This window comes from Streptomyces sp. NPDC050549 (assembly GCF_040655035.1).
Lineage (GTDB): Bacteria > Actinomycetota > Actinomycetes > Streptomycetales > Streptomycetaceae > Streptomyces.
Genome location: NZ_JBFAJD010000008.1, coordinates 72,604 through 86,415 on the forward strand (window position 1 = coordinate 72,604; position 13,812 = coordinate 86,415).

The 13,812-nt window shown below is 70.3% G+C and carries 16 protein-coding genes; 10 read left to right on the forward strand and 6 right to left on the reverse strand.

The genetic code is table 11. The annotated features are described in order from the left end of the window. Positions 1-18 precede the first annotated feature (18 nt). Entirely contained in the window at positions 19-675 is a 657-nt protein-coding gene (locus AB0I51_RS14350) for a hypothetical protein (protein ID WP_362974818.1), read from the reverse strand. Between the two features lie 226 nt (positions 676-901). On the opposite strand from AB0I51_RS14350, the gene AB0I51_RS14355 reads away from it, so the two are divergent. Both AB0I51_RS14355 and AB0I51_RS14360 read left to right on the forward strand, forming a co-directional pair. Next, complete coding sequence (locus AB0I51_RS14355) at positions 902-1,258, forward strand: YciI family protein (protein WP_362974820.1); 357 nt, start codon at positions 902-904, stop codon at positions 1,256-1,258. Positions 1,259-1,416: 158 nt separating this feature from the next. Next, the gene (locus AB0I51_RS14360) at positions 1,417-2,640 is read left to right on the forward strand and encodes a sigma-70 family RNA polymerase sigma factor (RefSeq protein ID WP_362975157.1); all 1,224 of its coding nucleotides are present in this window, start codon (positions 1,417-1,419) and stop codon (positions 2,638-2,640) included. An 11-nt stretch (positions 2,641-2,651) separates the two neighbouring features. Here the strand turns inward: AB0I51_RS14360 and AB0I51_RS14365 are convergent, their stop codons facing one another. Continuing rightward, a complete protein-coding gene (locus AB0I51_RS14365; protein WP_362974822.1) occupies positions 2,652-2,918 on the reverse strand; it encodes a S26 family signal peptidase in 267 nt (88 codons plus the stop codon). 207 nt (positions 2,919-3,125) lie between these two features. Next, complete coding sequence (locus tag AB0I51_RS14370) at positions 3,126-4,307, reverse strand: methyltransferase domain-containing protein (RefSeq protein ID WP_362974824.1); 1,182 nt, start codon at positions 4,305-4,307, stop codon at positions 3,126-3,128. 101 nt (positions 4,308-4,408) lie between these two features. On the opposite strand from AB0I51_RS14370, the gene AB0I51_RS14375 reads away from it, so the two are divergent. The 5 genes from AB0I51_RS14375 (at position 4,409) to groL (ending at position 8,914) form a co-directional block, all read left to right on the forward strand. Then, positions 4,409-5,362 carry a polysaccharide deacetylase family protein gene (locus AB0I51_RS14375; protein ID WP_362974826.1) on the forward strand — a complete coding sequence of 318 codons (954 nt, stop codon included), beginning with the start codon at positions 4,409-4,411 and terminating at the stop codon, positions 5,360-5,362. After that, positions 5,359-6,045 (forward strand): hypothetical protein, encoded by a 687-nt coding sequence (locus AB0I51_RS14380; protein ID WP_362974828.1) that lies wholly within the window; start codon positions 5,359-5,361, stop codon positions 6,043-6,045. Before AB0I51_RS14375 ends, AB0I51_RS14380 begins: the two co-directional genes overlap by 4 nt. Before the next feature lie 258 nt (positions 6,046-6,303). Next, the gene (locus AB0I51_RS14385; protein WP_362974830.1) at positions 6,304-6,588 is read left to right on the forward strand and encodes a hypothetical protein; all 285 of its coding nucleotides are present in this window, start codon (positions 6,304-6,306) and stop codon (positions 6,586-6,588) included. 272 nt (positions 6,589-6,860) lie between these two features. Beyond that, the gene (gene groES / locus AB0I51_RS14390) at positions 6,861-7,169 is read left to right on the forward strand and encodes a co-chaperone GroES (RefSeq protein ID WP_019066754.1); all 309 of its coding nucleotides are present in this window, start codon (positions 6,861-6,863) and stop codon (positions 7,167-7,169) included. Positions 7,170-7,288: 119 nt separating this feature from the next. After that, on the forward strand, positions 7,289-8,914 hold the full coding sequence (gene groL, locus AB0I51_RS14395; RefSeq protein WP_362974832.1) for a chaperonin GroEL: 1,626 nt from the start codon (positions 7,289-7,291) through the stop codon (positions 8,912-8,914). A gap of 90 nt (positions 8,915-9,004) precedes the next feature. Here the strand turns inward: groL and AB0I51_RS14400 are convergent, their stop codons facing one another. Together AB0I51_RS14400 and AB0I51_RS14405 are read right to left on the reverse strand one after the other, a co-directional pair. Further along, complete coding sequence (locus tag AB0I51_RS14400) at positions 9,005-9,778, reverse strand: SDR family oxidoreductase (protein ID WP_362974834.1); 774 nt, start codon at positions 9,776-9,778, stop codon at positions 9,005-9,007. A gap of 107 nt (positions 9,779-9,885) precedes the next feature. After that, positions 9,886-10,554, reverse strand: coding sequence for an MOSC domain-containing protein (locus AB0I51_RS14405; RefSeq protein ID WP_362974836.1), 669 nt, complete (start codon positions 10,552-10,554; stop codon positions 9,886-9,888). 80 nt (positions 10,555-10,634) lie between these two features. Between AB0I51_RS14405 and AB0I51_RS14410 the strand changes: the two genes are divergently transcribed. Continuing rightward, entirely contained in the window at positions 10,635-11,534 is a 900-nt protein-coding gene (locus AB0I51_RS14410; RefSeq protein ID WP_362974838.1) for a LysR family transcriptional regulator, read from the forward strand. Positions 11,535-11,596: 62 nt separating this feature from the next. Here AB0I51_RS14410 and AB0I51_RS14415 read toward each other — a convergent pair whose 3' ends face one another. After that, positions 11,597-11,923 (reverse strand): WhiB family transcriptional regulator, encoded by a 327-nt coding sequence (locus tag AB0I51_RS14415; RefSeq protein ID WP_362974840.1) that lies wholly within the window; start codon positions 11,921-11,923, stop codon positions 11,597-11,599. 380 nt (positions 11,924-12,303) lie between these two features. On the opposite strand from AB0I51_RS14415, the gene AB0I51_RS14420 reads away from it, so the two are divergent. Both AB0I51_RS14420 and AB0I51_RS14425 read left to right on the forward strand, forming a co-directional pair. Then, a complete protein-coding gene (locus AB0I51_RS14420) occupies positions 12,304-12,915 on the forward strand; it encodes a response regulator transcription factor (RefSeq protein ID WP_003948568.1) in 612 nt (203 codons plus the stop codon). A 266-nt stretch (positions 12,916-13,181) separates the two neighbouring features. Then, a complete protein-coding gene (locus tag AB0I51_RS14425; RefSeq protein ID WP_200715865.1) occupies positions 13,182-13,769 on the forward strand; it encodes a sigma-70 family RNA polymerase sigma factor in 588 nt (195 codons plus the stop codon). The last annotated feature ends 43 nt before the right edge of the window (positions 13,770-13,812 follow it).

Genomic DNA, 13,812 nt, shown 5'->3' on the forward strand with positions numbered 1-13,812 from the left:
GAGCTGGGAGACCCCTGGTCAGCGGAGGGTGAGGGAGTCCGGGGACGGGATCTCCTCCTCCGCCGGTTGCGAAAGCTCTATCGAGGAAGCGACGGCGAGCTCCGCCAACTGGTCAAGGGTGTACGGGACACCACGGTCGACGGACGACAGGACGGCATCGAAGGGCTTCTCAAGGGCCTGCGGATCCTCCAGCGCCTCCAGCGCCCGGGTCAGTTCGGCCACACGGTGCAGCAGCCGCGCCTTGTTGATGTTCTCCAGCGCCCCGCCGACCATTTTGCTGATGTCGTTCGCCAACGTGAGCGGTGACGGACCCAGCAGGTACTGACCGATCTTGACGGCCGCCTTGATCCCCTCGCCGCCGTCGCGTGTCGCCTCGGTCGCCGCCCTGCGCGCCCAGGCCTCGGCGTCGGCATCCTGCAGGGAGGCGTAGGAGGCGATGTCGAACGCGAGGGAAACGGCCTTCTCGCCCCACAGCGCGCCGGGCTCCAGGAGTTCCCCGTCGAAGACCTCCTGGAGTGTGGCGGCGGTGAAGCTGTGTGCACGCAGCTCCACGATCAGGTCCCGGACCGCTTTGTGGACCACCTTCTGGGCGGCGCGCGGGGAATCGGTCGTCCGGCGGGTCGTGCCTCGGACAGGGGCGTGTCCGCCGGAGCTGCCCGACCCTTCGAAGTCCATCAATGAGCTCCCCTCGTGAGACAACCCTGTCTTCCGAACGTACAGAAAACTGGGCGTACTGGACAGAGAGTGCTCCCGAAGACCCAGTGACCTGAGGAAACGGACGGCCGGAAAAAATCTTCGGGGAATTCCGGCGAGTGTGTCGATCCGGTCGACCCCCGTTCGACGCATGGTTGAAAGGCCGGGAAGGACCCGGCCACAGCCCGAACCGATCCGAGGAGTCACCATGCCCCGCTATCTCTCCCTCGTGCAGATCGACGAGAAGACCGCCCCCGCCGAGGGCCCGAGCCCCGAACTGATGCAGCGGATGGGCGAGTTGATCGAGGAGATCACCAAGGCCGGAGTGATGCTCGACACCGCCGGCCTCACGCCGACCGCGCAGGGCGCCCGGGTCCACTGGGAGGGCGGGAAGATCTCCGTCACCGACGGCCCGTTCACCGAGTCGAAGGAGGTCGTCGGCGGCTACGCGATCATGCAGTGCAAGGACATGGCCGAGGCGCTGGAGTGGACGAAGCGGTTCCTGAAGGTGCACGAGGAGTTCTGGACGGTGACGTGCGAGGTGCGGGAGATCGCGGAGGGCTGAGCCGTCCCCGTACCGCCGTGGCCGGTCCCGTCCTTCCTTGGCCCGAGGCCGCCGGGGGTGTTGCATGGTGGGTTGTGACTCCGGAATCACAGCCCACCGCAGCCCCGCACGGCAACGCCACGGACCGACGCGGCAGCGCCACCGACCCGCACACCGCCATCGAGACCGTCTTCCGCATCGAGTCCCCGCGCATCATCGCCGCCGTGGCCCGCACGGTCCGCGACGTCGGCATCGCCGAGGAACTCGCGCAGGACGCGCTGGTCGCCGCCCTTGAGCAGTGGCCGCGGGACGGTGTACCCGACAACCCGGGCGCCTGGCTCATGGCCACCGCCAGGCACCGCGCCGTGGACCTGGTCCGGCGCCGGGAGAACTACGCCCGCAAGCTCCAGGAGATCGGCCGCACCCTGGAGACGACGGCCCCGCCCGAGGAACCGTCGGCCCCCGACGACATCGACGACGACCTCCTGCGCCTGGTCTTCACCACCTGCCACCCGGTCCTGTCCCCGGAGGCCCGTACCGCCCTCACCCTGCGCCTCCTCGGCGGCCTGACCACCCCCGAGATCGCCCGCGCCTTCCTCGCCCCCGAGCCGACGATCGCCCAGCGCATCGTCCGCGCCAAACGCACCCTGGCCACGAAGAACGTCGCCTTCGAGGTCCCCTACGGCCCCGACCGCGAGGCCCGTCTCGGCTCCGTCCTCGACGTCATCTACCTCATCTTCAACGAGGGCTACGCGGCGACGGCGGGCGACGACTGGCTCCGCCCCGGCCTCTGCGAGGACGCCCTCCGCCTCGCCCGGCTCCTCGCCGCCCTGATGCCGAAGGAATCCGAAGTGCACGCCCTGGCCGCCCTGTTGGAGTTCCAGGCCTCCCGCTCGGCCGCCCGCACCGCCCCGAACGGCGACCCCGTCCTCCTCAGGGACCAGAACCGCCGCCGCTGGAACCGCCTGCTCATCGCCCGCGGCATCACCGCCCTCGGCCGCGCCGACGCCGTGTCCACCGGCGCCCCCGGCCCCTACGCCCTCCAGGCCGCCATCGCCGCCTGCCACGCCCACGCGTACACCTACGACGAGACCGACTGGCCGACGATTGCCACCCTCTACGGCCTCCTCGCCACCCGATCCCCGTCCCCCGTGGTCGAGTTGAACCGCGCGGTGGCCGTCTCGATGGCGGACGGCCCGGCCCCTGCCCTGGAGATCATCGACACCCTCGCCGCCGAACCCGCCCTGCGCGACTACCACTTGCTGCCCAGCGTCCGCGGCGACCTGCTCCTCCGCCTGGGCCGTACGACGGAGGCGAAGGCGGAGTTCGTGCGGGCGGCTTCACTGGCACGCAACGAACGCGAACGCCAACTCCTGCTGCGCAGGGCGGAGGAGGCGGACTAGCGGCTGCCTGCTCAGGTCCGGGAGGACTCGTCGGAGTCGGCCGCGACGGTCTTGCCCGTGGCTCCTGACCGGGGGACGTCGTCGACCGTCACGCAGATCCCGAAGACGCGGTCGTGGCCCGTCCAGCCGTTGACGCGGCCACGGTTGTTGCTGATCTGCACCCGCTTCCTGGCGGGGTCCACCGACGACACCAGGTGCAAGTAGACCGTCCCGGCGACACGGGCGAGGACGATGTCTCCGACCTCCACCTTCGAGGGGTCGACCGGAGCGACGACCACCCGCTGCCGGCTGCGTATCAGCGGGCCATCGAGGAGCCGCTGGGCCGGAACGTCACGGTGGCCCCACCGGCGACTCTGCCCGCCACTGCGTCCAATGCACCCATCCGACGAGCGTGGCAGATTCCCCCGCGTCACCCCACCGATTTACTGCTCCGTGCCCCGTGCCCCGTGCTCCAACAGCGAGGCGAACGCCGCCTGATGCGCGGACTAGACCGGCCGGCCGATCAGCATCGTCGGTGCCCCCGCCACCCGAGTCAGGAACACCGTCGCCGAGTTGGGCCCCTGCGGCTTCACCTTCCGCCGCAACTCCTCCGGCTCGACGGCCGAACCGCGCTTCTTCACGGTGAGGACGCCGACCTCCCGCTCCCGCAGCAGTGCCTTCAACTTCTTCACGCCGAAGGGGAGTTGGTCGGTGATCTCGTAGGCGGAGGCGTACGCGGTCGGTCGTAGGTCGTCCGCCGTCACATACGCGATGGTCTCGTCGACGAGCCCGCCGCCGACCTCCTCGGCGACCTCGGCGACGAGGTGGGCGCGGATGACGGCGCCGTCGGGTTCGTACAAGTACCGGCCCACGGGGCGGACTTCGGGGTCGGCCAGTCCGCGGCCGTCCAGAACTCGCGGGCCGGGGAGGAGAGTTGCCCGTACGGCACCCGGCCGCACCCCCGCCCCGAACCACAGCACCGCCTCCTTCACGTCGCCGCCGTCCGAGATCCACTCCGCCTCGGCCGTCGCCGGGATCGCCTCGTGCGGCACCCCGGGCGCGATCTTCAGCGCGGCGAGCGGGGCCGCCGTAGCGGCGCCGATGGCCCAGGACAGCGGGGGCGAGTACGCCTCGGGGTCGAAGATGCGGCCCCGGCCGCCCCGTCGCGCGGGGTCGACGAACACGGCGTCGTACGCGGAGGTGTCCACGTCCGTGACATCCGCCTCGCGCACCTCGATCAGGTCGGCCAGGCCCAGCGCCTCCGCGTTCGCCCGGGCCACGGCGGCCGTCAGCGGATCGCGGTCCACGGCCAGTACGCGCACCCCCGCCCGCGCCAGCGCGATCGCGTCGCCGCCGATTCCGCAGCACAGGTCGGCGACGGAGGTCACGCCCAGGTCCAGCAGGCGGCCGGCGCGGTATGCGGCGACGCTTGCCCGGGTCGACTGTTCGAAGCCGTTCGGGGTGAAGAACATGCGGGAGGCGTCCTCGGGCGCGAACTTCGCCACCGCCGCCCGCTGCCGCAGCCGGGCCTGGCCGAGGGCCGCCGAGACGAGGTCGGCGGGGTGCTCGCGGCGCAGCCGGGTCGCGACGGCGAGTTCCTTGGCGGGATCGGTGCCGCGGACCTCGTCGAGGAGGGCACGGCCCTCGGGGGTGAGCAGGGCGGCGAAGGCGAGTACGGGGTCGTTCACCGGGTCATTGTGGGCCAGTCGGTGGACGGTGTGCCTCCGGTGGCGGTGTGTTGGCGGTGTCGCCACGGGATCGGGGCCGGGGCCTGAAAAGATCCGACGTCATGCGAGTAGTCGTACAAAATGACATCAATCGGGCGTACGGGAAGCGGGGAACAAGGCGTCGGAGGGCGGGCGTCCGTGGCGCGCTCGCCGCCCTCGCGCTCGCCGCCGTCGTCTCCGGCTGCACCCAGTCCGGCGCCGACAGGGCCGCCCCTCCGGCGCACGGCGCGCAGCCCCTGCACGCGCCCCCGGCCCGCGCGCTCGACTCCTACGCCTCCAGGCTGCGCGCCGCCTACGCCGCCCGGGTCGCCGCCGCGAAGCGCTGGGGGCTGGCGAAGGTACCGCTCCAGGCCCCGCCGGCGCCCGCGCACAAGCCGGAGATCACCGCGCGCAAGGGCTTCGAGGTGGACGACCAGGAGGAGTTGAACCTCCCTCCGGTCTTCACGACGATCCCCACCAAGCAGAAGATCGTCTTCCTCACCATCGACGACGGCGAGAACAAGGACCCCGCGTTCCTGCGGATGATGAGCGACCTGAAGATCCCGTACACGGCCTTCCTCAGCAACTACCTGGTCAAGGACGACTACGGCTACTTCAAGAGGATGCAGGCCGAGGGCCACACGCTCAACAACCACACCCTCACGCACCCGTACCTGCCCGGCCTGTCCTACGCCGAGCAGAAGCGTGAGATCTGCGGCATGCAGGACATCATGAAGAAGCAGTTCGGCAAGGCCCCGACCGTGTTCCGGCCGCCGTACGGGAACTACAACCACGACACCCTCGTCGCCGCCAAATCCTGCGGCATCAAGTACGCCCCGATCTGGGACGAGGAGGTCTACGTCGACCACTGGGAGTACCGCGAGGACGACCGGGACCTGCACCCCGGGGACATCGTCCTGACCCACTTCCGGGGCCGCGCGGACTGGAAGGGCACGATGGTCGACGACATGCGCCGCTTCCTCGGCAAGGTCACGGCCGAGGGCTACGCGGTGGCCCGCCTGGAGGACTACCTGTGAGGGTCCGGGTACCGGTGGCCGTCGCCCTGGCGGCCACCCTCCTCGCCGGCTGCGCCCAGTCCGTCGACCCCATCGAACGGCTCGGCAAGAAGGCCGCCCAGCGCGTGCGCCCGCACGGCCCGGCCCGCGAACAGCCGTACCGCCACTGGGGTTTGACGGCCCCACTTGCCCCCGCTCCGAAACCTTCCCCGGGACCCCCCGCCCGCTCGGCGGGTCCGGGCCTGCCACCCGTCGTGGACCACGTCCGCACCCGCGACAGGGTCGTCTTCCTGACCTACGACCACGACACGGGCGCCCGCCCCGACCCCGGCTTCACCGACATGGTCCGCGAACTGCGCCTGCCCGTCACGGAGTTCGGCCCACCCCAGGTCCACCGCCCCGTCGCGGGCCTGCCCTACGACACCCAGCGCACCGAGATCTGCGGCACCCGGACCCGGCTGCTCCGGCCCCCCTACGGCACGTACGACACGACCACGCGCCGGGCCGCCGCCGACTGCGGCATCTCCGCCCTGGTCCTCTGGCGCGCCTCCACGACCACCGGAACCCTCACCTACGCCCGAGGCGCCCACCGCCTCACCCCCGGCGACATCGTCCGCATCACCCCGACCGGCACGACGGCCCGGCTGCTCCGGGGGATTCAGGAGCGGCGCCTGACGGTGGGCCGCCTGGAGGACTACCTCTGACACGCCGGGCGGGAGTGTCACAGGCCCCGGACAGCCTGCCGCGCACGACGAACAGAGGTGGGCGGAAAGGGGCTTGCGATGGGCGGCGGCCAGTGAACCTCGACGGGGCCCTACCAGAAGGATCTTGAGACGGCGTTCCGGCAGGCGCAGGAACAGAAACTGGCCGAGGACGACCACGGGTTCCCGGGGCGGGACATCGTCGATCTGTGGGAGGACGACGACTGGAGGGAGTACATCCTGACGGGCGGCACGTCCTCCGTGCTGCTCGACCTCTACGCCCTCGTCGACGCCGCGTCCGGGGACGACTTCGCCATGATGCGGCCCCTGACCGAGGACGAGGTGCGCGACTGGGCACCGGAGGGCAGACGCACCCGCGAGCAGTGGATCGCCGCCCTCCGCACCTGGGCCCTGGACTTCCCGGGCCGTGGGACAGGCCGGTGCACGATCCTCTACCGCGACGGCGAGCCGGCGGGGATCGGCTACTGGGGGTGCACGGCGGACCAGCGCGGGAACTGCCGTGAAATCAGCCCGTCCGGCGTTTGAGGACGAGGCCGAAGGCCGATGGAGGGGGTCTGGAGGCACGGCCTCCAGGGACGGCAACCACGGTCGACGGTCACCAAAATTCCGCCCAAGCGCCGCAGGCATTGGCACTCCGCTTGACCGAGTGCTAATCGCAGTCATAGTCTCAGGTCTGGCACTCCCCCCTGGAGAGTGCCAATAGCGACGGGCAGGTCCGGCACCCGCGACGACGGATCCACCTGGTCGCCACCTCAGACAGTTAACCCCGTGAGATCTCCGAAGGGGGAGGTCGGATCGTGACGACCACCAGCTCCAAGGTTGCCATCAAGCCGCTTGAGGACCGCATTGTGGTCCAGCCGCTCGACGCCGAGCAGACCACGGCCTCTGGCCTGGTCATCCCGGACACGGCCAAGGAGAAGCCCCAGGAGGGCGTCGTCCTGGCCGTGGGCCCGGGCCGCTTCGAGAACGGCGAGCGTCTTCCGCTCGACGTGAAGACCGGCGACATCGTGCTGTACAGCAAGTACGGCGGCACCGAAGTGAAGTACAGCGGCGAGGAGTACCTCGTCCTCTCGGCCCGCGACGTGCTCGCGATCATCGAGAAGTAATTCGCTTCACGCACATTCAGTTTGTGAGCTGCGCCCCTGGCCCCCGCGACCTTATGAAGCCGGGCGTCAGGGGCGTAGTTCGTTTCACCCACGTTTTCCGAGAGGGCTGAACCGCTCCCATGGCGAAGATCCTGAAGTTCGACGAGGACGCCCGTCGCGCCCTCGAGCGCGGCGTCAACAAGCTTGCCGACACGGTCAAGGTGACGATCGGCCCCAAGGGCCGCAACGTCGTCATCGACAAGAAGTTCGGCGCCCCCACCATCACCAACGACGGTGTCACCATCGCCCGCGAGGTCGAGCTCGACGACCCGTACGAGAACCTCGGTGCCCAGCTGGTGAAGGAGGTGGCGACCAAGACCAACGACATCGCGGGTGACGGCACCACCACCGCCACCGTGCTCGCCCAGGCGCTCGTACGCGAGGGCCTGCGCAACGTCGCCGCCGGCGCGTCCCCGGCCGCCCTGAAGAAGGGCATCGACGCAGCCGTCAAGGCAGTCTCCGACGAGCTGCTCGCCACCGCGCGCCCGATCGACGACAAGGCCGACATCGCGGCCGTCGCCGGTCTGTCCGCGCAGGACAGCCAGGTCGGCGAGCTCATCGCCGAGGCGATGGACAAGGTCGGCAAGGACGGTGTCATCACCGTCGAGGAGTCCAACACCTTCGGCCTGGAGCTGGACTTCACCGAGGGCATGGCCTTCGACAAGGGCTACCTGTCGCCGTACTTCGTGACGGACCAGGAGCGGATGGAAGCGGTCCTCGAGGACCCGTACATCCTCATCCACCAGGGCAAGATCAGCTCCATCCAGGACCTGCTGCCGCTGCTGGAGAAGGTCATCCAGGCCAACGCCTCCAAGCCGCTGCTGATCATCGCCGAGGACGTCGAGGGCGAGGCCCTGTCGACCCTGGTCGTGAACAAGATCCGCGGCACCTTCAACGCGGTCGCGGTCAAGGCCCCCGGGTTCGGCGACCGCCGCAAGGCGATGCTCGGCGACCTCGCCACCCTCACCGGCGGTCAGGTCATCGCCGAGGAGGTCGGCCTCAAGCTCGACCAGGTCGGCCTGGACGTGCTGGGCTCCGCCCGCCGCGTGACGGTCACCAAGGACGACACGACCGTCGTCGACGGTGCCGGCGACTCCTCCGAGGTCGCGGGCCGCGTCAACCAGATCAAGGCCGAGATCGAGAACACCGACTCCGACTGGGACCGCGAGAAGCTCCAGGAGCGCCTCGCGAAGCTGGCCGGCGGCGTGTGCGTGATCAAGGTCGGCGCCGCCACCGAGGTGGAGCTGAAGGAGAAGAAGCACCGTCTGGAGGACGCCATCTCCGCGACCCGCGCCGCGGTCGAGGAGGGCATCGTCTCCGGTGGTGGCTCCGCTCTGGTCCACGCCGCCAAGGTCCTGGAGGGCAACCTCGGCAAGACCGGCGACGAGGCCACCGGTGTCGCGGTCGTGCGCCGCGCGGTCGTCGAGCCGCTGCGCTGGATCGCCGAGAACGCCGGCCTGGAGGGCTACGTCATCACCTCCAAGGTCGCCGACCTGGAGCCCGGCCAGGGCTTCAACGCCGCGACCGGCGAGTACGGCGACCTGGTCAAGGCCGGCGTCATCGACCCGGTCAAGGTCACCCGCTCCGCCCTGGAGAACGCCGCCTCCATTGCTTCCCTCCTCCTCACGACCGAGACCCTGGTCGTCGAGAAGAAGGAAGAGGAGGAGCCGGCCGCCGGTGGTCACAGCCACGGCCACTCCCACTGACGCAGGTCGGTGAACCCGTAGTACACCGAAGGCCCGGCACCCCTCTGGGGGAACCGGGCCTTCGTGCCACTGCCAGCGGGGCGGCTGCCGTCACTGGGGCCCGTACTTCCGCCCGGTCTTCGACGTGATCCCGCCGAGCACCGCCTGCGGAGTGATCTTCACCAGGCCCATCAGCGCCTTGTAGCGGGGATCCGGGATCGACAGCGACTTGCCGCGCGCCAGATCCGAGAGCGCCGCCGCGACCAGCTTGTCGGCGTCCAGCCACATCCAGTTCGGGATGTTGTCCGTGCCCATCCCGGCCCGCTCGTGGAACTCGGTCCGCACGAAACCGGGCGCCAGCGCCATCAGCCGTACGCCGGTCCCGGCCAGGTCCTTGGCCGCCCCCTGCGTGAACTGCACGACCCACGCCTTCGACGCGCCGTACGTCCCGCGCGGCACGAAGGCCGCCACCGACGCCACGTTGACGACCCCGCCGCGTCCGCGCTCCCGCATCCCCTCGGTCGCTGCACTGGTCAGCCGCAGCACCGCCTCGCAGTGCACCTTGAGCATCTTCAGCTCGTCCGCCATCGGTACGTCGAGATAGCGGCCCTTGTTGCCGAAGCCCGCGTTGTTGACCAGCAGGTCGACCGGGTTCTTGCGGTCCGCGAGGCGGGCGGCCACCGTCTCGATGCCCTCGTCCGTGGCGAGGTCCGCGGTCAGCACCTCCGCCTCGATGCCGTGCCGGTCGTGCAGTTCGGTGGCCTGCTCCCCGAGCCGCTCGGTGTTCCGCGCCACCAGCACGAGGTTGTGTCCGTCCGCCGCGAGCCGCCGCGCGAAGGCGGCACCGATCCCCGCGGTCGATCCCGTAATCAATGCCGTTGTCATGGCGCAAGATTAGTGACCCGGAGCGAGCCGGTCCGATCTCTGCACACGCCCTCCCGATCCGTGACGAACACGTGTCGAACAAGGCGCGTACAGGCCGTGACGGCAGGTCAGCCCGCGCGCTCCGCGACATATTTCCGGGCCTGCGCGAGGGACTCCGGATGCAGCGCCTCGCCCGCCGGAAGCAGCCGCGGCAGCAGCGCCCGCTCGGTCGTCACGGCCCGGAACTGCAGGGCCACCGTCACCTCGTGGCCGGGCCGGTGCACGACCTCGATCGCGTCCCCCGCCCGGATCTCACCGGGCTCGATCACCCGCAGATAGGCCCCCGGCGCACCCTTCACGGTGAACCGCTTCACCCACCCCCGCTCGCCCAGATGGTCCTGGAAGGTGCGGCACGGAATGCGCCCGCAGGTGACCTCCAGGACCACCCCGGAACCGATCCGCCAGCGCTCGCCGATCAGCGCGCCGGACACGTCGAGCCCCAGTGTCGTCAGGTTCTCCCCGAAGGAACCGCTGGCCAGCGGGCGCCCCAACTCCCGCTCCCAGTCGTCGAGATCCTCGCGCGCGACCGCGTACACCGCCTGGTCGTCGCCGCCGTGGTGGCGCAGATGACACACCGTGTCCCCGGCGAGACCACTCCCGGCGATCCCCTTGGGGCCGGGGGCGCTCACCCGGACGGGCGCGTCGGTCGGCCGCTTGTCGATCCCCGTCACGCCGTCCGGCTGGTCCGTGTACGGCACGGCCGTGGCCCGGCCCAGATTCAGCGAGAGAAGCTTCATGACGTCACGGTAGGCGAGAGCCCCTCAAAGGTGCGCCGCATTATTCATCCGTACATCCAAGGTCGGCTTATGCTCGGCGCGTGATCGAGGCCCGACATCTCCGTGTGCTGCGCGCCGTCGCCGCCACCGGCTCCTTCTCGGCGGCCGGGCGCGAACTGGGCTGCACCCAGCCCGCCGTAAGCCAGCAGATGAAGGCCCTGGAGACCTCCGTCGGCACCCCACTCCTCATCCGCACCGGCCGCGAGATGCGTCTGACCCAGGCGGGCGAGGCCCTGGTCCGGCACGCGGCCGGCATCCTCGCCGGTCTGACCGCCGCCGAGGAGGAGGTCGCCGCGATCGCGGGCCTGCGCGCCGGCCGGGTCCGCCTGGTCTCCTTCCCCAGCGGCAGCTCGACGCTCGTCCCCACGGCCCTCGCCGCCCTGCGCGCCGCCCACCCCGGCACCCGCGTCTTCCTGGAGGAGGCCGAGCCGCCGAACTCCGTCGAACTCCTCCGCGACGGTGACTGCGACATCGCACTCGCCTTCCGCTACGAGACGGCGACGGCCGCCGAGGACTGGTCCGACCTGGTGGTACGACCCCTGCTCGGTGACCGTCTGGTCGCGCTGGTCCCGGAGAGACACCGGCTCGCGCGCGCGGAGTCGGTCGCCATCGGCGAACTCGCCGGGGAACCCTGGATCGCCGGCTGCCCGCGCTGTCGCGGCCAGCTGGTCGAGGTCTGCGAGACCGCCGGTTTCACCCCGCGCATCGACTTCGCGACCGACGACTATCCGGCGGTCGTCGGCCTGGTGAGCGCGGGCCTGGGCGTCGCCGTACTGCCCCAGCTCGCCATCGAGTCCGTACGGCCCCGGGGCGCGCGGACGGTGAGGCTGGAACCGGCGGTGCGGCGGGAGATCGTCGCGCTGACCCTGCCCGACCTGGCGCAGGTGCCCGCGGTGGCGGCGACGCTGGACCAGTTGGAGCGGGCGGCCCGCGAAAAGTAGGGGCACGCGTGCGCGTGCCCCTGGGGGAGTGCTGTCGGAAGGTGTGCTGGAGAAACGTTCCTTCAGTTGTTCGAAGCCATGTTCCCTGCGGTCGAGGCAGACACCAGCCGGTTACGGGCCCGCCCCATCAGTTCTTCGCGCTCGTCCTCGGTGAGGCCGCCCCAGACGCCGTACGGCTCGCGCACCGCCAGCGCGTGCGCCGCGCACTGTGCACGGACCGGGCACCTCATGCAGACCTCTTTGGCCGAGTTCTCACGAGCGCTTCGTGCCGCACCGCGCTCGCCCTCGGGATGAAAGAAGAGCGAGCTGTCGACCCCTCGGCAGGCAGCCAGGAGCTGCCAGTCCCACAGGTCCGCGTTCGGTCCGGGAAGGCGGGAGAAATCTGCCATTGCGTGACCCCTTGCAGCCGTTATGGGCGGATACGGTGTCCACGACCGTACAACTACGATCTAAGGAGATGAAAATATGACTCATTGCGAATCTAGCCTCAGACACCAGCTAAAGGGAAGAAATAGGGCTGAATGGGGCACCGGTTGTGATGAAAGCTTGAGGGTCGGCCGCGCACGCCTCCACCGTGTCCGCACCCTCACGTAGAGTGCCGAAGACGACACACGGCCCCGTAACTCTTTCGAGTGACCGTCGTTGAGAGTGCGAGGCGGTTGCAAACACAAGTGCTCGGGCAGGCGTCCGAGACGGTCGACCGCACAGGTGACGATTTCGTACCAGCCTGGAGGCTCAAGGTGACGCGCATCAGCTGCGGAGGGCGGCCATGACATCCGTCCTCGTCTGTGACGACTCCCCGCTTGCCCGAGAGGCGCTCCGCCGGGCGGTCGCGACCGTGCCCGGTGTCGAGCGCGTGACGACCGCGGCCAACGGGGAGGAAGTCCTCCGCCGCTGGGGCGCCGACCGCTCGGACCTCATTCTGATGGACGTACGCATGCCCGGGCTCGGCGGTGTCGAGACCGTGCGGCGGCTGCTGTCCGCCGACCCGGGCGCACGCATCATCATGCTCACCGTCGCCGAAGACCTGGACGGCGTGGCCCTCGCGGTCGCGGCCGGCGCCCGCGGCTATCTGCACAAGGACGCCTCGCGCGCCGAACTGCGGGCCACGGTCACCCAGGCCCTCGCCGACCCGACCTGGCGGCTGGCCCCGCGCCGGCTGCGGTCCGCCGAGATGGGCGCCGCGCCGACGCTCACCGCGCGCGAGATCCAGGTCCTCGAAGGCATGAGCCACGGCCGCTCCAACGCGGAGATCGGCCGTGAACTCTTCCTCTCCGAGGACACCGTCAAGACCCACGCCCGACGGCTCTTCAAGAAACTCGGCGCCTCGGACCGGGCGCACGCCGTGGCGCTCGGTTTCCGCTGGGGTCTGGTCCGTTAGGGCCAGGTCAGTGGGTCGTAGCGGGGGTACGGGAATCCCCGCCTGCCTGAGGGCGGGCGGGGAGGGTGATGGGGCCCGCCGGGTGCCCGCTGCTCGTTTCGCCGCGGATGCCGCATCCTTGAGGTGTGGAGTTCCTCGGGGACGAGTCGGTCGAGCGGGAGGGGAGGGCGCAGGAGATGAGTTCCGGCGCACCTGCTCATAACGCTTCGGTGCACAACAACGGACGCGGTGCCACGGACCACACGGCCGCAAGGCACCATGGACCGATGCGTGACGACGAGGGGGCCAGTGCCCAAGGGGCGATTGGTGGGCTCGTCCTTCGCGCGGTCGACGGAGACGAGCAGGCGACCCACGATCTGCTCGCCCACGTACACCCACTGGCGCTGCGTTACTGCCGTACCCGGCTGTCCCGACTCCCGGGCGACGCGCGGCACTTCGTGGAGGACCTCGCCCAGGAGGTCTGCGTCGCCGTCCTCCTCGCACTCCCGCGCTACAAGGACACCGGCCGCCCCTTCGAGGCCTTCGTCTTCGCCATCGCCGCCCACAAGGTCGCCGACCTCCAGCGGGCCGCGATGCGTCACCCGGGCTCGACGGCTGTGCCGTCCGACGAGATGCCCGAGCGGCCGGACGACTCCCTCGGACCCGAGGAGCGCGCCCTGCTCAGCAGCGACGCCGAATGGGCCAAGAAACTCATGGCCAACCTCCCGGAGAACCAGCGCGAACTGCTCCTGCTGCGCATCGCCGTCGGTCTCACGGCCGAGGAGACCGGCCAGATGTTGGGAATGTCACCCGGTGCCGTCCGGGTCGCACAACACCGTGCGCTGAGCCGTTTGCGGGCACTCGCCGAGCAGTAACGCCGGTACGGGTGACGCCTTGCTTGAACAGCCGGGCGCCCGA

Coding starts and splice junctions, on each gene's coding strand:
- AB0I51_RS14350 (WP_362974818.1), bottom strand. CDS start 675: ATGGACTTCGAAGGGTCGGGCAGCTCCGGCGGACACGCCCCTGTCCGA.
- AB0I51_RS14355 (WP_362974820.1), top strand. CDS start 902: ATGCCCCGCTATCTCTCCCTCGTGCAGATCGACGAGAAGACCGCCCCC.
- AB0I51_RS14375 (WP_362974826.1), top strand. CDS start 4,409: ATGCGAGTAGTCGTACAAAATGACATCAATCGGGCGTACGGGAAGCGG.
- groL (WP_362974832.1), top strand. CDS start 7,289: ATGGCGAAGATCCTGAAGTTCGACGAGGACGCCCGTCGCGCCCTCGAG.
- AB0I51_RS14400 (WP_362974834.1), bottom strand. CDS start 9,778: ATGACAACGGCATTGATTACGGGATCGACCGCGGGGATCGGTGCCGCC.
- AB0I51_RS14405 (WP_362974836.1), bottom strand. CDS start 10,554: ATGAAGCTTCTCTCGCTGAATCTGGGCCGGGCCACGGCCGTGCCGTAC.
- AB0I51_RS14415 (WP_362974840.1), bottom strand. CDS start 11,923: ATGGCAGATTTCTCCCGCCTTCCCGGACCGAACGCGGACCTGTGGGAC.
- AB0I51_RS14420 (WP_003948568.1), top strand. CDS start 12,304: ATGACATCCGTCCTCGTCTGTGACGACTCCCCGCTTGCCCGAGAGGCG.
- AB0I51_RS14425 (WP_200715865.1), top strand. CDS start 13,182: ATGCGTGACGACGAGGGGGCCAGTGCCCAAGGGGCGATTGGTGGGCTC.